This window comes from Streptomyces sp. NPDC107521, from assembly GCF_055598485.1.
Genome location: NZ_JBVKAT010000011.1, coordinates 224,974 through 243,065, shown reverse-complemented (window position 1 = coordinate 243,065; position 18,092 = coordinate 224,974). Strand labels below are relative to the sequence as shown.

15 protein-coding genes are annotated in these 18,092 nt (G+C 75.8%); 10 read left to right on the top strand and 5 right to left on the bottom strand.

The window, feature by feature from the left end:
- Positions 1-209 precede the first annotated feature (209 nt).
- A complete protein-coding gene (locus tag ACZ7LB_RS18950; RefSeq protein ID WP_471469533.1) occupies positions 210-1,334 on the top strand; it encodes a lipid II:glycine glycyltransferase FemX in 1,125 nt (374 codons plus the stop codon).
- Between the two features lie 174 nt (positions 1,335-1,508).
- Here ACZ7LB_RS18950 and ACZ7LB_RS18945 read toward each other — a convergent pair whose 3' ends face one another.
- Complete coding sequence (locus ACZ7LB_RS18945; protein ID WP_471469531.1) at positions 1,509-2,249, bottom strand: class I SAM-dependent DNA methyltransferase; 741 nt, start codon at positions 2,247-2,249, stop codon at positions 1,509-1,511.
- A gap of 297 nt (positions 2,250-2,546) precedes the next feature.
- Here ACZ7LB_RS18945 and ACZ7LB_RS18940 point away from each other — a divergent pair, with 297 nt between their 5' ends.
- From ACZ7LB_RS18940 to ACZ7LB_RS18920, 5 genes are all read left to right on the top strand, one after another.
- Positions 2,547-3,134: a DUF488 domain-containing protein gene (locus ACZ7LB_RS18940; protein ID WP_471469529.1), complete on the top strand. Its 588-nt coding sequence runs from the start codon at positions 2,547-2,549 to the stop codon at positions 3,132-3,134.
- Entirely contained in the window at positions 3,131-4,141 is a 1,011-nt protein-coding gene (locus ACZ7LB_RS18935; protein WP_471469528.1) for a hypothetical protein, read from the top strand. Before ACZ7LB_RS18940 ends, ACZ7LB_RS18935 begins: the two co-directional genes overlap by 4 nt.
- Before the next feature lie 642 nt (positions 4,142-4,783).
- Entirely contained in the window at positions 4,784-5,677 is an 894-nt protein-coding gene (locus ACZ7LB_RS18930) for a hypothetical protein (RefSeq protein WP_471469526.1), read from the top strand.
- Positions 5,678-5,747: 70 nt separating this feature from the next.
- Positions 5,748-6,611, top strand: coding sequence for a DMT family transporter (locus tag ACZ7LB_RS18925; RefSeq protein WP_471469524.1), 864 nt, complete (start codon positions 5,748-5,750; stop codon positions 6,609-6,611).
- A 174-nt stretch (positions 6,612-6,785) separates the two neighbouring features.
- Entirely contained in the window at positions 6,786-7,241 is a 456-nt protein-coding gene (locus ACZ7LB_RS18920; protein WP_471469523.1) for a hypothetical protein, read from the top strand.
- A 5-nt stretch (positions 7,242-7,246) separates the two neighbouring features.
- Here the strand turns inward: ACZ7LB_RS18920 and ACZ7LB_RS18915 are convergent, their stop codons facing one another.
- The 3 genes from ACZ7LB_RS18915 to ACZ7LB_RS18905 form a co-directional block, all read right to left on the bottom strand.
- Positions 7,247-9,622, bottom strand: a complete 2,376-nt coding sequence (locus ACZ7LB_RS18915; protein ID WP_471469521.1) for a glycoside hydrolase family 65 protein — start codon at positions 9,620-9,622, stop codon at positions 7,247-7,249.
- A gap of 40 nt (positions 9,623-9,662) precedes the next feature.
- Complete coding sequence (locus ACZ7LB_RS18910; RefSeq protein ID WP_471469519.1) at positions 9,663-12,047, bottom strand: phosphoketolase family protein; 2,385 nt, start codon at positions 12,045-12,047, stop codon at positions 9,663-9,665.
- Positions 12,048-12,991: 944 nt separating this feature from the next.
- On the bottom strand, positions 12,992-13,270 hold the full coding sequence (locus ACZ7LB_RS18905) for a metal-sensing transcriptional repressor (RefSeq protein WP_161224282.1): 279 nt from the start codon (positions 13,268-13,270) through the stop codon (positions 12,992-12,994).
- Between the two features lie 74 nt (positions 13,271-13,344).
- Here ACZ7LB_RS18905 and ACZ7LB_RS18900 point away from each other — a divergent pair, with 74 nt between their 5' ends.
- The 4 genes from ACZ7LB_RS18900 to ACZ7LB_RS18885 all read left to right on the top strand — a co-directional run bounded on the left by ACZ7LB_RS18900 (position 13,345) and on the right by ACZ7LB_RS18885 (position 17,089).
- Entirely contained in the window at positions 13,345-13,923 is a 579-nt protein-coding gene (locus ACZ7LB_RS18900; protein ID WP_471469517.1) for a rhodanese-like domain-containing protein, read from the top strand.
- Positions 13,924-13,954: 31 nt separating this feature from the next.
- Positions 13,955-14,704, top strand: coding sequence for a TetR/AcrR family transcriptional regulator (locus ACZ7LB_RS18895; RefSeq protein WP_471469515.1), 750 nt, complete (start codon positions 13,955-13,957; stop codon positions 14,702-14,704).
- A 133-nt stretch (positions 14,705-14,837) separates the two neighbouring features.
- Entirely contained in the window at positions 14,838-16,394 is a 1,557-nt protein-coding gene (locus ACZ7LB_RS18890; protein ID WP_471469549.1) for an MDR family MFS transporter, read from the top strand.
- Positions 16,395-16,636: 242 nt separating this feature from the next.
- A complete protein-coding gene (locus ACZ7LB_RS18885; protein WP_471469513.1) occupies positions 16,637-17,089 on the top strand; it encodes a flavodoxin family protein in 453 nt (150 codons plus the stop codon).
- 69 nt (positions 17,090-17,158) lie between these two features.
- Here ACZ7LB_RS18885 and ACZ7LB_RS18880 read toward each other — a convergent pair whose 3' ends face one another.
- Complete coding sequence (locus ACZ7LB_RS18880; RefSeq protein ID WP_471469512.1) at positions 17,159-18,091, bottom strand: M56 family metallopeptidase; 933 nt, start codon at positions 18,089-18,091, stop codon at positions 17,159-17,161.
- Position 18,092 lies beyond the last annotated feature (1 nt).

Sequence of the window (18,092 nt, the reverse complement as noted above, 5' to 3'; positions counted from 1 at the left end):
TGGGTCGGGTGAGGGGGGGGAGGGGGGACGATGGGCGGGCCCGGAGGGGGAAGGGGGGTGCAGGGCCACCGGGCGGGGGGGTCAGGACAAAATTGCCCCGCCCCCGTCCCGTTCCCGCCCGAACAGCCCGGCGGGCCGCGCGGACCCGCCGCCCGCGGTATTCCCTGGGGGTGAACCACTCGGAGTCCGGCGGAGCACGGAGGGCGCGCATGAGCCACCAAGTGAGGGCGATCAGTCGTGAGGAGCATCTGCGCTTCGTCGCGGGGCGTTCCTCCGTGAGCCATCTCCAGGTGCCCTCGTGGGGGGAGGTGAAGCGGGAGTGGCGGTCCGGGAGCCTGGGCTGGTTCGACCGGGACGGCCGGCTGACCGGTGCCGGGCTGGTGCTGCTGCGCCCGTTGCCCGGCCTGCGGCGGTACCTGGCGTATCTGCCGGAGGGCCCGGTCCTCGACTGGACCGCTCCCGGGCTCACCGAGGACCTGCTGCGGCCGATGGCGGCGCATCTGCGCGGTCTGGGCGCCTTCACGGTGCGGATGGGGCCGCCGGTGGTCACGCGCCGCTGGAGCGCGGAAGCGGTCAAGGCCGCGATCGCCGACCCCGGGACGCACCGGCTGGCCCAGGCGCCGGCCACCTGGGAGGACCCCGGGGCCCTCGCCGTCGGGGAGCGGCTGCGCGGGGCGGGCTGGCGGCCGGTGGAACCCGGTGGAGGGGAGGGCTTCGCCCCGGGGCAGCCCCGCCACGTGTGCCGGCTCCCGCTGGCCGGGCGGTCGCTGGAGGAGATCCGGAGCGGGCTCAACCAGCAGTGGCGGCGCAACATCAGGAAGGCCGAGAAGGCCGGGGTGAAGGTCGTCCGGGGCGCCGCGGAGGATCTGCGCACCTTCCACGAGCTGTACACGGAGACCGCCGAGCGGGACCGGTTCGTGCCGCGTCCGCTCGGCTACTTCCAGCGCATGTGGGCGGCGCTGACCGCCGAGCACCCCGACCGCATGCGGCTCTACCTGGCCCACCACGACGGAGAGGTGCTCGCCGCGGCCACCATGCTGACCGTCGGCGACCACGTCTGGTACTCCTACGGCGCCTCCACCGCCCGGCGGCGCGAGGTGCAGCCGAACAACGCCCTCCAGTGGCGCATGATCGGCGACGCGCACGCGCTGGGCGCCCGGGTCTACGACTTCCGGGGCATCACCGACAGCCTGGACGAGGACGACCCGTTGCTCGGGCTGCTCCGGTTCAAGACCGGGGCGGGCGGCGAGGCCGTGGAGTACCTGGGCGAGTGGGAGCTGCCGCTCAACCGCGTGCTGCACCGGGCCCTGGGGCTGTACCTGTCCCGGCGCTGACGGCGCGCGTCGGGCCCGGGCGGCGTGGGAGCGGCGGGTGGCGGACGGCGGGGGCGGAGGGTTCGCGGCGCCGCCGCACCCCGGCCTCCGCCCCGCCGCAGGGCCCGCGTGCCACCGCCGACTCCGTGGGCCGGCACCGCCGTCGGGTCCGCCCGGCGGCACCGTCGCCGCGGGTCAGGCGGCCGGTTTCACCCAGACCGAGACATGGCCCCGGCTCTCGTGGGTGAAGGGCTCCCTGGTCCAGCCCTCCCACCGGTGGGCGAGGCGCAGCCCGGCGAGCCGGGCCATCAGGTCCAGCTCGGACGGCCACACGTACCGGAACGGGAGGGCCCGGTGCTCGGCGGCGCCGTCGACGAGGGTGACGTAGTGGGAGCTCATGGCCTGGGTGACGGTGTCATAGGTGTCGAACGCCCATCCGCCGGGGCCGATCCGGAACGGCACCGCGTTCTGGCCGGGCGGCAGCAGCCGCAGCTCGGGCACGCCCACCTCGATGACGAAGCTGCCGCCCGGTTCGAGATGGGCGGCGGCGTTGCGGAAGCAGTCGACCTGGGAGTCCTGGGTGGTCAGGTTGTTGATGGTGTTGAAGACCAGGTACACCAGCGTGAAGGAGCCCGGTACCCGGGTGGTGGCGAAGTCCCCGATGGTCGACCCGACCCCGTCGCCGCCGGGCTTGGCGTGCAGCCGGGCGGTCATGGCGCGGGACATGTCGATGCCGTGCACCGGGACGCCGCGCCGGGCGAGCGGCAGGGCGACGCGGCCGGTGCCGATGCCCAGCTCCAGTGCCCGGCCCCGGCCCGCCAGCCCGGCCAGCAGGTCGACGGCCGGGTCCACCGCCCCGGGCGCGAACATGTCCGCCGATGTCTCGTCGTAGCGCGCGGCGACGCGCTCCCCGAAATGGCCGTCCTCGTCCGTCATGCGGTGACGGTATCGCCGGGGCCGCCCCGGGTGCCCCTGGTTTTCCCCCACGGGTGACGGGCCGGTACCGCGCTGTCCGGGGCGGCCCGGTGATCCGGGAACGGGGGCGGCGGCCGGTGACCCTCCCGGACCGGGGCGACCGCGCGGGGGCGGGCGGGGTGCGGGACGGGTCGCCGGGAGCTGTGCCGGGGCAGGCGGTGGCGCGGGCACCGGGCACCGGGGCCGCGCACCGGTACCGGGCAACCGGTACCGGCACCGCGATGTGCCGAGCGGACGCGCATCGCGTAGACAGGAGGGATGAGCGGCAGGCAGCGGGGAGAGCCCGACGGGGGCTCCCCGCCCCGACTGGTCACCTTCGGCCACGGCACGGCGGACCGCGCGGCGCTGGTGGCGCTGCTGCGCGGCGCCGGGGTGGAGTCGGTCGTGGACGTCAGGACGGCGCCGGGCAGCCGTCGCGACCCCGGGCTGCTGCGCGAGCGGCTCGCGCGGTGGCTGCCGGAGGAGGGCTTCGGCTACCGCTGGGAGCGGCGGCTGGGCGGCTTCCGCACGGCACCGCCGGACTCGCCGGACACCGTCTGGCGCAACGCCTCCTTCCGGGGGTACGCGGCCCACACCCGGACACCGGAGTTCACCGCCGCCATGGACGAACTGCTGGCGGGGGCGGCGCGCGAACGCACGGCGGTGATGTGCGGCGAGACGGTGTGGTGGCGGTGCCACCGGCGGCTCATCGCGGACCACGCCCAGGTGGCCCGGGGCTTCCCCGCCGAGCACCTGATGCACGACGGCCGGCTCGTCCCCCACTCCCCCACGCCCGGGGTGCGGCTGCGGGCGGACGGCCTCCTCGTGTACGACGACGAGCGGGCGGCGGCCGGGGGCACGGCGTGAGCGGCCGGCGGCCGCGCGGCGGACAGCGGGACGGCAACGGGCGGGAGAACGGCGACGGGCGCAAGGGCGGCGGACCGGTCGAGTCGGTCCTGGACGAGTTGTACACGGCGCCACCGCCCGCGTTCGTGGCCCTGCGCGGGGAGCGGGCCGCCGCGGCCCGCACGGCGGGGCGGCCCGAGGACGCCCGGCTGATCCGCGCCGCCCGCCGCCCCACCCGGGCGGCCTGGGCGGCCAACCTGCTGCTGCGGTCCCGCCCCGAGGAGAGCGAGCGGCTCCTGGAACTGGGGCGGTCGCTGCGCGCGGCCCACCGGTCGCTGGACGCCACCGCGCTGCGGGAGCTCTCCGCGCCCCGCCGCGAGGTGGTCACCGCGCTGACCCGGGAGGCGGCGCGGCTGGCCCGCGCCGCGGGGCCCGCGCTGTCGGACGCGGCGCGGCGGGAGGTCGAGGACACCCTGCGGGCGGTGCTCGCCGACCCGGAGGCGGCGGACCGCTGGGCCACCGGGCGCCTGGAGACGGCCCTCACTCCCCCGGCCGACTTCCCCGCCGGCCCGCCGCCGGTCCGGGCGGTCCCGGGACACGGCGCGCGGCGGCACACCCCGTCGGCACCGGCCGCGAAGCCCGGCAGCGCGCCGCAGGCGGGACCGGCGGAAGAGACGGCGGCCGGTGACGAACTCGCCGAACGGCGGCGGGCGCGCCGCGCGGAGTCGGCGCGTGCCCGGAAGGCCGCCGGGGCCGCCGGGGAGCGCCTCGGACGGCGGCGTGCGGAGCACGAGGAGTCCGAGGCCGCGCTGCGCCGGGCGGACGCCGAACACGCCGCCGCCGAGCGGCGGGTGTCGGAAGCCGAGCGGCAACTTCGTGCGGCACGTGCCGAATTCGACCGGACGCGGGAGCAGCGGCGGACGGCACGGGAACGGGCCGAAGCGGCCGCCGGGGCGGTGCGCCTGACCGAACGGGAGGCCCTTGACGGCGCGCGCGAGGCGGAGCGGCTCGCCGACCGGGTCAGGTAGGCCGCCGGGGGCGACCGGACGGTGGTGAGTGCGGCGGCAGGGGCCGGGCACCCGTGTTCCCGGGGCGTGTCACCCGTTCCGGGGGTGTGTCACCCGGCCCTCGGGACACCGCCGCGCGCCTCATGTCATCCGAGTAGTCAACCGTGCGCCTTCACCGTCGAGTTCACCTCACCCTCCGCCGGACACGGTGTCGTGCGCGGCGCACGGCACCGTCACCGGCCCGTGCCGTGGCGGACGTACCGCTCCCCGCGCGTCCCGGGGGTGAGTGGCCCGGGATGCCCGCGAGCGGTTCCTTCGGGACATGTGTGTCCAACAGTCTTGCTGGCCAGACGAGTTGTCGCCGTGCCACCGGGAGTGGTGTGCCGCCGTGGCACGGTCACGAGGGGGTCCGGGACGGTGCGCGTGGGCCCGGGGGTGACTCCGCGCGGCCCCTGTCACCCGGGGGAACGCCTGACCGACGGCCGTTCCGGGGCCCGTCGTTCACCGTTCGCCACTCGGGCGTCACATACCACGGGAGTGTCCTGACGTGGTATACCGGCCCGACACCATGCAGGCGAACAACAGGCACCCAACGCGACTCGCGAGGGCTGCCCCCCAACTGCTCCCGCGCCTCCACGGCCGCGAATCGAGGAGAGTCGACCCATGTCCGAGACCACCGCCCGAGCCACCGAACTGGCATCGCAGTACACCGCCCAGGTCTCCGGCGACCTGGAGCACAACGTCCGGGAGCAGGAGCGGATCGGCGCCGAGATCAGCGCGCTCCAGCAGCGGCTCGCCGCGCTCCAGCACGACCACGCGCTCCTGGTGAACATGCAGCAGGCCCTGGGCCTCACGGCGCCCGCCGCGCCGGAGCGCGGCGCCCCCGCGACCGGGGCACCGGCGGCCGGGGACGAGTCCACCGGTCGGGCTGCGGCGGCGGCCGTGCCCGCGCCCCGCGTCAGTGACTCCGCCGAGCCCGCCCACGACGAGGCCGCCGGGACCGCTCCGGAGGAGTCCGGCGCGAAGGAGTCCGGCGCGGAGGGGACCGGCACCGGGGAGTCCGCCCCGGCGGCGAAGTCACCGGCGGCGAAGTCCGCTTCCGCCAGGGCCACGGGCGGGCGCAAGCGCGCGGCGGGCCGGTCCTCCGCCAAGTCGCCCACCGGGCCGGGCGGCAAGCCGTCGGCCAAGAAGCCCTCGGCGGCGAAGCCCACCGCGAAGAAGCCGGCCGTCCGGAAGGCGCCGGCGAAGAAGCCCGCCGCCACCGAGGTGGCCCCCGCCCCCGCCACCGCGGCCGAGGCGTCCGCCAAGCCCACGCTGGTCGAACTGGTCCGGGCGCACCTGGCCGGGCAGGGTGAACCCCGCTCCGCCGCCGAGGTCACCCAGGCGCTCGGCACCGCCGGCCTCGGGCGCACCGTGAAGACCACCGTCGTCCGCAGCACCCTGGAGGGGCTCGTCGCCCGCAACCAGGCGCAGCGCACCAAGCAGGGCACCTCCGTCTACTACACCGCCACCGACGCCCCCTCCGCTGCGCCGGACACCGCGGCGGCCGACGCCTGACGAACGCCCCGTGTCACCCGGCCGCCGGACACCCGACGCGGCCGGGCCGGGGCCGGGCGAGGATCGGAGGATGGGTGTTGTCCTGCCGGTGCTCTTCGCACTCCTCGCCGCCTTCAGCAACGCGCTGGCCACCGTGCTGCAGCGGCGGGCCGCGCTGACGGTGCCCCGCACCCGGGGGTTCAGACCCGGCCTCCTCCTCGATCTGCTGCGGCGGCCGGTGTGGCTCGGCGGGATGCTGGCCGTCGTCGTCGCCGGGGTGGGGCAGGCGGCGGCCCTGGCGACGGGGCCGCTGTCGCTCGTGCAGCCGCTGTTCGTGCTGGAGCTTCCGCTGGCCCTGCTGCTGGCCTCGCTGATGACCGGCAGACGGCTCCCGCGGGTGCTCTGGCTCGCCGTCGGCGCCGTGGTCGTCGGCCTGGGCGTCGCCCTCGCCTCGGCGGCGCCCTCCGGAGGCACGGAACGGGTGCCGCTGGACCGGTGGGTGCCGGCGCTGGGGGCGTGCGCGGGGGCGGCGGTGCTGCTGGCCGCGGCGGGGCTGCGGCGGCCCGTCGGCAAGGCGCGCGCCGGCTGCCTCGGCGCGTCCACGGCGGTGTGGTTCGGGCTGACCGCCGGGCTGATGAAGGACTCCATGCGGCAGCTGTCCGCCGGCGGAGTGGTGGGGTTCCTGACCGCGTGGCAGACCTACGGGTTCGCTGCGGCCGGGCTCTGCGCGGTGCTGCTGCTGGAGCACGCCATGCAGGGCGGGCCGCTGGTCGCCTCGCAGCCCGCCCTCACCCTGGGGGACGCGACGGTGAGCCTGCTGCTCGGCGTGGTCCTGTACCGCGAGGACCTGCGCATGGGCTGGTGGGTGCTGCCCCAGCTCGCGGGTGTGGTGCTGATCGTGACGGGAGTGGTCACCCTGGCCCGGCGCGGCGTCGACCTGCGCACGGGGCGGTGAACGGCGCGGGCCCCGGGCCGGTCCGTGCGCCCGGGACCCCGCGGCCCGTCCCGGCAGGGGCCGCCGTTGCCCCTCCGGGGTGGGGGTAGTCCGTCCGAGTGGTGGGCTCGCGGGGGCGGCCGTACGGTCGGTACAGCGCGGAGACACGCGACCCCGAGACGGCCGGGAGCAGACATGGGCAGGAACCCGATGAGGGCAGTGGTCACACTCTGTGCCGCCGCCACGCTCGCAGTACCCCTCGGCACGGCCTCCGCCGCGCCGTCGCCGGACCGGACGACGACCCGGCGGGGCGGCGACCCCGTCCTGGTCGACTGCGCCTCGCGGCCCGAGGTGGGACCGGCCTCGTTCATCCTCGCCTGCGGGGACGGCAACAGCAGGCTGGCCTCGATGAGCTGGGTGCGCTGGGACGCGCGGGCCGCCGCGGGCCGGGGCGTCAACGTGGTCAACGACTGCGTGCCCTACTGCGCGGCCGGCACCTTCCACTCGTATCCGGTGCGGGTCCGTCTGGACCAGCCCCGGCCCTGGGAGAAGGACCCGGGACTGGAGCACTACACCCGGATCACCCTCGTCTACACCGACGGCGCGCCGGACGGGGCGCCCCGCGTGGTGACCCTTCCCCTCTGGAGCTGACCCGGTCAGCTCGGAAGCACCAGCCGGCAGGTGTCGCCGGGCCGGAGCCTCACGGACCGGTCCGGCAGCCGGACGTCCAGGGCCGGGAGGTCGGAGTCGGGCACGGCGATGTCCAGCCGGCCGTGCCGCAGCCTCAGTTCCACCCCCCAGTGGCCCTGGAAGCGGACGGAGAAGCCGTACGACGACAGCTCCGGCAGCGGCACCGGGTCCAGGTGCAGGGAACCGTCCCGGGTCTCCAGTCCGGTGAGCCCCCGCTGGACGAGGTCGAGGGTGCCGGCCATGGCCCCGAGGTGGATGCCCTCGCCGGTGGTGCCGCCCTGGAGGTCGGCGACGTCGCCCTTGAGCGCCTCCTGGCAGAAGGCCCACGCCTCGGCGCGGCGGGCCCTGGCGAGGATCCGGCCGTGGACGAGTCCGCTGAGGGTGGAGCCGTGGCTGGTGCGCTCCAGGTAGTGGTCGACGGTGCGCCGCCAGGTGTCGTCGTCCAGGTGGTAGCCCAGCCGGGCGAAGAGGGAGCGCAGTTCGCCGGGCGGGAAGAGGTAGCCGAGCATGAGGACGTCGGCCTGCTTGGAGGCGCGGTAGTTGTTGGGGCTGTCGCCCTCCGCCTCCAGGACGCGATCCAGGCGGCGGATGTCGCCGTAGCGGGCCCGGTAGCCGTCCCAGTCGAGTTCGGCGAGGTCGCCGTAGCCCTCGAACTGGCTGATGACGCCCTCGTGGAAGGGCACCCGGAGGGTCCGGGAGATGTGGTCCCACCGCTCCGGTTCGGCGGCGTCCAGGCCGGTGCGCTCGACGAGTTCGCGGCGGCGGGGCTCGGGCAGGGCGCGCAGCACCTCCAGGGTGCGGGCGAGGACCCAGGCGGCGGTGACGTTGGTGTAGGCGTTGTCGTCGAGGCCCGGCCGGTCGGCGCCGGGATAGGCGTCGTGGTACTCGTCGGGGCCGACGACGCCGAGCAGGCGGTGGCGGCCCAGCCGGTCGTCCCAGACGGCGGAGTCGGCCCAGAAGCGGGCGATCTGCAGCATCATCTCGGCGCCCTTGGTGTGCAGGAACTCGGCGTCGCCGCTGGCCTCGCAGTACTGCCAGACGTTGTACGCGACCGCCGAGCCCACGTGCCGCTGGAGGTGCGAGTGGTCGGGCAGCCAGCGGCCGGAGCGCGGGTTGAGGTGGAGCCGCTGGGTCTCCTCGCGTCCGTCGCTGCCGCTCTGCCACGGGTACAGGGCGCCGCGGCGGCCGAGGGCGCGGGCGGCGGCCCGGGCGCGGTCCAGACGGCGGTGCCGGTAGTGCAGCAGGGCCCGGGAGACCTCGGGGAAGTGCAGGTTGAGATAGGGCAGGACGAACAGTTCGTCCCAGAAGACGTGTCCCCGGTACGCCTCCCCGTGCAGTCCCCGGGCGGGCACGCCGACGTCGAGGTCGGCGGTGTGCGGGGAGAGCGTCTGGAGCACGTGGAAGAGGTGCAGGCGCAGGATGGCGCCCGCCTCGCCGGGGACCCGCAGCCCGGCGCGGCGCCAGAGCAGGCCCCAGGCGGTGCGGTGGCCGGCGAGCAGCCCGTCGAAGCCGGGGGCGTCCTCGACCCGGTCGACGGCGGCCTGGAGGGGGTCGCTGATGGCGTGGTCCCGCGAGGTGTGCAGGGCGACGGTCTTGTCGACGGTGGCGGGGCGGCCCGGGACGAGGCCCAGGACGGCGTGCTGGGTGATCCGCAGGTGCCCCCGGCCCGGGGCGAGGGGTGTGTCGGCGGTGGTGCGGGCGGCCATGCCGACGCGGATGTCGGAGGTGCGGGTGCGGCAGCGCAGCCACACGGTTCCGGGGCCGGCGGCGCCGGTCCGCACATGGGTGAGGTGGCGGCCCGCGAGGTCCCGGTAGCGGGGCACGCCCGCGTTGGTGACCCGGCCGTCGAGGGCGGCCTCCACCTCCAGGTCGAGGGGGCCGCCCTCGACGGTGAACTCGGTGCGCAGCGCGGCGAGATGGGGATCCCCCATGTGCACGATCCGCACCTGACGCACGGTCAGTTCCCGTCCGCCGTCGAGCCGGTAGCGGGTGCGGCGTTCCAGGATCCCCGAGTCGAGGTGGACGGTCTGGCGGTGGTCGAGCACCTCGGCGGTGTCCGGGGTGAGCCAGTCGCCGCCGACCGGGCGGCAGCGCAGTGGCAGCCAGTTGGGGAGGTTGACCAGGTCCTCGTTCTCCACCCGGCGTCCCGCGACGGTGGAGGTGAGCCGGTTGTAGCAGCCGGCCGCGTAGGTGCCCGGGTAGTGGACGTCGTCCGCGGCGCACTCGGCGAGCGCGCCGCGGGTGGCGAAGTAGCCGTTGCCGAGGGTGCACAGGGACTCCCTGAGCCGCTCCCGCTCGGGGTCGTAGTGCTCGTAGTCCCAGGTGGAGGCGGTGGCGGTCACGGTGCTCCCTGTGTGTCGGCGGTGCGGCGGGCGGTTTTGGTCAGCCGCCCCAGGTCCAGTCGGCCACCTCGGGCAGGTCGACGCCGTGTTCGCGGATCCAGTCGTGGTGGCGCAGCCGGGTGTCCTCCATCCGCTGCCGCACCGCCGCCGCGCGCACGGCGAGGCCGGGCACCCGGTCGATGACGTCCATCACCAGCCGGTAGCGGTCCATGTCGTTGCCGACGACCATGTCGAAGGGCGTGGTGGTGGTGCCGACCTCCTTGTACCCGCGCACATGGAGGTGGGCGTGTCCGGCCCGGCGGTAGGCGAGGCGGTGGATGAGCCAGGGGTAGCCGTGGTAGGCGAAGACGACGGGCCGGTCGCGGGTGAAGAGGCCGTCGTACTCGAAGTCGCTCATGCCGTGGGGGTGTTCCCCGGCGGGGAGCAGCCGGGCGATGTCGACGACGTTGACCACGCGCAGGGCGAGTCCGGGCAGGTGCCGGCGGATGAGCTGGGCGGCGGCCAGCACCTCCAGGGTGGGGACGTCCCCGGCGCAGGCGAGGACGACGTCGGGTTCCCGTGAGCCGTCCTCGGTGCCCGCCCAGTCCCAGACCCCGGCGCCGCGCGCGCAGTGCACCCGGGCCTCGTCCATGGACAGCCAGTCGAAGCAGGGCTGCTTCCCGGCGACGATGACGTTGACGTAGTCCCGGCTGCGCAGGGCGTGGTCCGCGACGGAGAGCAGGGTGTTGGTGTCCGGCGGCAGGTAGACCCGTACGGCCTCGGGGCTCTTGTTGAGGATGTGGTCGACGAAGCCGGGGTCCTGGTGGGAGAACCCGTTGTGGTCCTGGCGCCAGACGTGCGAGGTGAGCAGGTAGTTGAGGGAGGCGATGGGGGCGCGCCAGGGGAGCCTGCGGGTGACGCGCAGCCATTTGATGTGCTGGTTGACCATGGAGTCGACGATGTGGACGAACGCCTCGTAGCAGGAGAACAGTCCGTGCCGGCCGGTGAGCAGGTATCCCTCCAGCCAGCCCTGGCAGGTGTGTTCGGAGAGGATCTCCATGACCCGGCCGTGCCGGTCGAGGTGTTCGTCGACGGGCAGGGTCTCCTCCTGCCACGCCTTGCCGCTCGCGGTGTAGACGGCCTGGAGGCGGTTGGAGGCGGTCTCGTCGGGGCCGACGAGGCGGAAGTCGCGCCTCTCGGCGGTGGCGGCCATGACGTCGGCGAGGAGGCCGCCGAGGACACGGGTGGGTTCGTGGCTGCCGGCGCCGGGCTTGCCGACGGGGACGGCGTGGGTGTCCAGGGGCGGCAGCGGCAGTTCGCGCAGCAGCAGTCCGCCGTTGGCGTAGGGGGTGGAGCCGAGGCGGCGGGGGCCCTCGGGGACGGTGGCGAGGACGGCGGGGCGGGGGGCGCCGTGCTCGTCGAAGAGTTCGGCGGGGCGGTAGGAGCGCAGCCAGCCCTCCAGCTGCCGCAGGTGGTCCGGGTCGGAGCGGACGGCGGCCAGGGGGACCTGGTGGGCGCGCCAGGTGCCCTCGACCGGCAGTCCGTCGACCTCGGCGGGCCCGGTCCAGCCCTTGGGGGTGCGCAGGACGATGACGGGCCAGCGGGGGCGGTCGGTGGCGCCGTCCTCGCGGGCGGCGCGCTGGAGGGCGGCGATCCGGTCCAGGGCGGTGTCCAGGGCCGCGGCCATGGCGCGGTGCACGGCGGCCGGGTCGTCGCCGGTGACGTGGAGCGGGTCGTGCCCGTAGCCGCGCAGCAGCGCGTCGAGTTCCGCCTCGGGGAGGCGGGCGAGGACCGTGGGGTTGGCGATCTTGTAGCCGTTGAGGTGCAGCACGGGCAGGACGGCGCCGTCGTGGACGGGGTCGAGGAACTTGTTGGAGTGCCAGGAGGCGGCGAGCGGGCCGGTCTCCGCCTCCCCGTCGCCGATGACGCAGGCGACCACGAGGTCCGGCCGGTCCAGGGCGGCGCCGTAGGCGTGGGAGAGGGCGTAGCCGAGTTCGCCGCCCTCGTGGATGGAGCCGGGGGTCTCGGGGGCGACGTGGCTCGGGACGCCGCCGGGGAACGAGAACTGCCGGAAGAGGCGGGCCATTCCGGCGGCGTCCCGGGTGACGTCCGGGTAGGTCTCGGTGTACGAGCCCTCCAGCCACGCGTTGGCGAGGACGGCGGGGCCGCCGTGGCCGGGGCCCCAGACGCACAGGGCCTCCAGGTCGCGGGCCCTGATCACCCGGTTGAGGTGGGTGTGGACGAGGTTGAGGCCCGGTGAGGTGCCCCAGTGCCCGAGCAGGCGCGGCTTGATGTGCGCGGGCCTCAGCGGCTCGGTGAGCAGCGGATTGGCCATCAGGTAGATCTGGCCCACGGAGAGGTAGTTCGCGGCGCGCCAGTGGGCGTCCAGGGCGGCCACCTCCTCGTCGGAGAGGCCGGGGGGCGCCTGCTGCGGGTCGGCGGGCATCGGGGGTCCTTTCCCGTTCGGGAGGGCGGCCGTCGCCGGGGCGGGTGCCGCGGTGCACATCCCACACCCTGCGGGGACGGGGCGGGTACCCGTGAGGGCCGTTCGGGTCACGTGGCGGGCCGAAGGGGGCACGGGACGATCCGGACCGAGGGGGCGGGGCGTTCCCGGAGACGCGGGGGCGGAACTTCTCCGGGACGGGGACGGGGGCGTACACCGGGGCCGGGACGGCGTCGTCCCGGGACGGGCCGGACACTCCGGGGACGGGGCCGCCGCGCGCCGCGGCCTGCCGGGTTCCGGTCGCCGTGGCGCGCGCCGTCCGCGCCGTCCGCGCCGTCCGCGCCAGGGTGCCCGAGGCCGCTGTGCGCCGCGCCCCGTCCGTGTCGGCCGCGGTCGGGACGCGGCGGTTCGCCGGGCGCCGCGCTCCGCCGGGCCGGTGTCGCGCCCGAGCGGCCGGGGTGGGGCCGGGGTCCGGGCGGGCCGGGGTCCGGGCGGGCCGGGCTCGGTGACCGGGTTCCCCGGGGTCGGCGGCGGCCTCCCGGCGGCAGCGGCGCTGGTGTGCGGGTCGGCGGCGGGTGTGCGGACCGCCGACGCCGAGGGGCGCCGTGGTCGGCGCCGGCCCCCTGGCGCCGACCCGCTGATGGTGGTCGCCCGGGCGACGGCCGCCCCGGTGCCCCGCCCGTACGCGTCGGTCCCGACCGGCCCGGAGCCGCCGCCGGCCGTCCCGGGCGACCGCGACGCCGGGCACCCGGGACGGCCGGCGATCGGCGGCCGTCGGCGAACGTCCCGTCGGGCGCGAGGGTCCCGTGGGACGCCCCTCGCCGGATCCCCGGCCGGGTCCCGCCGGGCTCGCGGTGGCGAGGGGAACGGCCGCGGTACGGTGAACGGCCCGGCCCCCGCGTCGGGAACCGGGCCGTCGGGGCGGCCGGGCGGGCCGCCGGTCCGGGTCAGGCCAGGGAGAGGAAGAGCTTCTCCAGCCGGGCCCGCATCTGCGCCGAGTCCCGGACGGCCGGGTCCTCACTGGTCATGCACTGCTGCAGCCCGGTGGCGATGATCGAGAACCCCGCCCGGTCCAGGGCCCGGGAGACGGCGGCGAGCTGGGTGACCACGTCCTCGCAGTCCCGGCCCTCCTCAATCATCCTGATGACCCCCGCGAGCTGCCCCTGAGCGCGCCGCAGCCGGTTCAGCGCCGACTTGAGTTCGTCGGCCGTCATGTCGAGCTCCACGCTTCCTCCTCCACATACCCCCATGGGTATCCTACCCTTGCGGGGGCCAGTACAGAGAGAAAGGTATGTCCTCCGTGACGACCACCACTTCCACCCTCACCGCCGACCGGGCCGCCGAGCGCCTCGGCTCCTTCACCGTCGTCGACGTCCGCTCCCCCGGCGAGTACGCGGGCGGCCACCTGCCCGGCGCCCGCAACGTGCCGCTGGACCGGCTCGACGAGGCGGCGTCCGCGCTGACCGCGGCGGCGGACCGCGGCCCGCTGCTGCTGGTGTGCGCCTCCGGGGGCCGCTCCGCCAAGGGCTGCGAACGGCTGTCGGAGCTGGGCATAGCCACGACCGCCCTGGAGGGCGGCACGAGCGCCTGGGAGGCGGCCGGGCACCCGGTCGAGCGGCCCGCCGGGGCGACCCGGACGCCGTGGCCCATGGACCGGCAGGTCCGCCTCACCGCCGGGGCCCTGGTCGCCGCGGGATTCGTGGCGGGGCGCTTCTGGCGGCCCGCGCACGTGCTGTCCGGGGCGATCGGCGCGGGCCTGGTGTTCTCCGGGGTGACCAACACCTGCGGGATGGCCGCCGCGCTGGCGAAGCTGCCGCACAACCGGCCCGCGCCGGGCGCCGTCCCCTTCGAGGAGACGCTGCGGCAGCTCGCCGGATAATAATTTTGCAGGGCGTGCAGATTTGCATAGCATGCACGCCATGTCCGAGAAGAACGTCCCCGGGGGCGGCCTGCGGGAGCGCAAGAAGCGCGCCACGCGGGCCGCCCTCGCGGAGTCCGCGGTGCGGCTCGCCGCGGAGCACGGGGCGGACCGTGTCACGGTCGAGGCGATCAGCGCCGCTGCCGGGGTCTCGGTACGGACGTTCTTCAACTACTTCGACTCGCGCGACGACGCCTTCGTGGCGATCGACCCGGACGCGGGCACCCGGATGCGGCGCGCCGTACTGGACGCGCCCCGCGGGCTCTCCCCGGTGGAGGCCCTGCACGACGCCCTGGCCGCCGAACTGGCCGAGGCGGAGCACCAGCAGGAGCTGTGGCGGCTGCACATCAAGGTGCTGCACACCGCCCCGCACCTGCTGGTGCGGATGCTGTGCGCGCACATGGCGCACGAGACGGAACTGGCCGAGGCCGTCACGCTCCGGCTGCGCTCCACCGCCCCCGGCGGCCGGAACGGCCCGTCCGGTCCGGACGCGCCCGGGCCCGTCGGACCCGTCCGCGGTGCCGCGGCGGACAGGGCCGGCGCGGGTACCGGTGCCGGGTCGCACGAGGACCGGCGCGCGGCGCTCGGCCTCTATCCCCGGCTGCTGGCCGCGGTCGCGGTCACCGCGGTGCGCACGAGCGTGGAGCACTGGTTCACGCACCAGGAGGACGCCTCCCTGCTCCCCGTCTTCGACGAGGCGTTCGCCCTCCTCACCGCCGGTCTTCCGGCACCTCCCGCCTGAGACCTCGCACACAGGCCGGCCGGTCCCCCAGGACCCCGGTCCGTGCTCCCCCGCTCGTTCGCGAGCCCCAGATCACCATGAAAGAGATCCCGTGACCCCAACCCAGGCGCCCGCCGCCGCGCCTCCCGCCGCCATGTCCCACCGGCAGATACTCCAGGCCATGTCCGGTCTGATGGCCGGCATGTTCGTCGCGATCCTGGCCGGGACCGTGGTGGCCAACGCGCTGCCGACGATCATCGCCGACCTGGGCGCCACCCAGTCCGCCTACACCTGGGTCGTCACCTCGGAACTGCTGGCCATGACGGCCACGGTGCCGCTGTGGGGCAAGCTGTCCGACCTCTTCAACAAGAAGCTGCTGCTCCAGCTCTCGCTGGCCATGTTCGTGGTGGGCTCGCTGCTGGCGGGCTTCTCGCACGGCGTGGGCCTGCTCATCTTCAGCCGCGTGGTGCAGGGCGTCGGCGCGGGCGGCCTGACCGCCCTCGCCCAGGTCGTCATGGCCTCCATCATCCCGCCGCGTCAGCTCGGCAAGTACGCCGGGATCTTCGGCGCGGTCTTCGCCGTGGGCACCGTCGCCGGTCCGCTGGTCGGCGGCGTGCTGGTCGACACCTCGTGGCTGGGCTGGCGCTGGTGCTTCTTCATCGGGGTGCCGTTCGCACTGCTGGCCATCGCGCTGCTCCAGCGCACGCTGCGGCTGCCGACCGTGCGGCGCCAGGTGCGCATCGACTGGCTCGGCGCGTTCCTGATCGTCGCCGGTGTCAGCGGTCTGCTGATCTGGGTCACGCTGGCGGGCAACGAGTTCGCCTGGGGTTCCTGGCAGAGCCTGACCCTGGCCGCCTCCGGTGTGCTGGTGCTGGGGCTGGCCGTCCTCGTGGAGGCGCGGACCGCCGAGCCGGTCATCCCGCTCGGCATCTTCCGCAACCGCACGGTGACGCTCACCACGGTCGCGAGCCTGTTCGTCGGTGTCGCCATGTTCGGCGGGACCGTCTTCCTCTCGCAGTACTTCCAGATCTCCCTGGGCAAGTCGCCCACGGTCGCGGGCCTGATGAGCCTGCCGATGATCATGGGGCTGCTGGTGTCGTCCACCGTGGCCGGGCAGGTGATCAGCCGGACCGGCAGGTGGAAGCGGTACCTGGTGGCGGGCGCGATCATCATGGCCGTCGGCCTCGCGCTGCTGTCGACCATCGACGCGGGCACCCACTTCGGGCTGCTCAGCATCTACATGGCGATCCTCGGCATCGGCGTCGGCATGCTGATGCAGAACCTGGTGCTGGCCGCGCAGAACGACGTGCCCGCCGCCGAGCTGGGCACGGCCACCTCCGTGCTGTCCTTCTTCCGCAGCATGGGCGGCACCATCGGCACCAGCGTCCTCGGCGCCGTCCTCGCCAGCCGGGTCGGCGACGAGATCGCCAAGGGCCTGCGGGAGACCGGCGCCGCCGCGTCGGGCGGGGGCTCCGGTGAGACCACCGTCCCCGACATGTCCACGCTGCCCGGGCCGATCCGCGCCGTCGTCGAGCACGCCTACGGCGTGGCCACCGCCGACCTGTTCCTGGTCGCCACGCCGTTCGCGCTGCTCGCGCTGGTGGCCGTGGTGTTCCTCAAGGAGAAGCCGCTGAAGACCACCAGCGGCATGGAGCGGCTGGCCGAGGAGTCCGCCGGGGCGACCGAGGCCCCGGCCACCCCGGTCGGCTGAGTCCGGCCGCGCCACCCGTATGACGGAGCCGCCCGTCCCCCGCGCCGGGGGCGGGCGGCTCCGTCGTGCGTCGGGCCCGGCGGACGACACGCGGCGTACGGTGCGGGCGGGCGCCGGACGACCCGGCCGACGGTGCGGGAGTGCCGGGATGCCGGGGTACCGGGGTGCCTGCCCCGGAAGGACGCGTCCCGGACGCCCGGCGCGTGTTGCGGTCGCGGCGCGGGGGGCGGCAGGCTGCGGGGGTGGCCACTCTGCTGATCGTGCATCACACGCCGTCCCCGAACTGCCAGGCGCTCCTCGAAGCCGTCGTGGCCGGGGCCACGGCCCCGGAGATCGAGGGCGTGCGGGTGGTGCGGCGGGCGGCGCTCGCGGCCACCCCGGTCGACGTGCTGGAGGCCGACGGGTACCTGCTGGGCACCCCGGCCAACCTGGGGTACGTCTCGGGGGCGCTGAAGCACTTCTTCGACCAGGTGTACTACCCCTGCCTGGACGAGACCCGGGGCAGGCCCTTCGGCTCCTACGTGCACGGCGGCAACGACACCACCGGCGCGGCCCGCGCCATCGAGACGATCACCACGGGACTGGGCTGGCGGCGCGCCGCCCCGGCGGTCGGCGTGACCGGTGAGCCCGCCAAGGGCGACCTGGACGCCTGCTGGGAGCTGGGCGCGGCCCTGGCCGCCGGGCTGACGGACTGACCCGCGGCCGCCGGCACGCCGCGGCCCCGGGCCGCGACGGCGGTCACCCCCGCCGGGCCCGCCCGGCCGCTACAGGGGGGTCGCGGCGCGCAGGATGAGGAACATCGTGACGGCGGAGTTCGCGGACGACATCGCGGAGACGGCGGTACCGGCCGCCGCCGCCCAGGCCGCCAGGCCCACGGAGGTGAACACCGAGGGCCAGGTGCGCACCGCGGGGGCCGGGCCCAGCAGGGCCGCCACCCGGCGCGGCACCGGGCCTGGCGCCGCGAGCCCCGCGAGCGTGGCGAGGGGGGTGCCGCGCGAGACCAGGGCCGCCCTGCCGATCGCGACCGCCACCACCCGGCGGTCCCCGACCGTCCGGGCGGCCTCCTCGTCCGCCCACCGCTCCGCCGTGTAGGCGACGGCCGTCCGCAGCGGCCGGAGGAACGGGTTGGCGAGCGCCGCGAGCCGCACGGTGAGCAGGAAGCGGTGGTGGCGGGCGGCCAGATGGGCCCGCTCGTGCGCGAACAGCGCGCGCCGCTCTCCGGGCCGGAGCAGGCCGAGCAGTCCGGTGCTCACCACCACCCGGTCCCGCTCCCCGCCGGGCAGCGCGTAGGCGTACGGAGCCGCGTCGGGCAGGACGGCCACCTCCCGGCCGGGCAGTCCGGCCAGCGCGCGGTGGGCGCGACGGCGCACCCGGCCGTGGCGCCACAGGGCCCGCGCCGAGGCGGCCACCACGGCGCACAGCGCGGGTATGGCCGCCCGGCCGATGATCTCGTCGTGGGGCACCGCCGCCCGCACCTCGGGGTCGGACCAGGCGTCGGGCAGCGGGTTGCCGGGGAGCTGGGCGGTGCCGACCACCATGACCAGGGCCAGGCAGACCGTGCTGCACAGGGCCATCACGGCGGCCACGGCGGACAGCAGGCGGGTGGCGGTGCGCGGGTGCAGATGCTGCTCCGCCAGCCGTGCGACGGGCCATGCCGTCAGCGGCAGGACCAGTGGCAGTAAGACGAAGAACCCCATG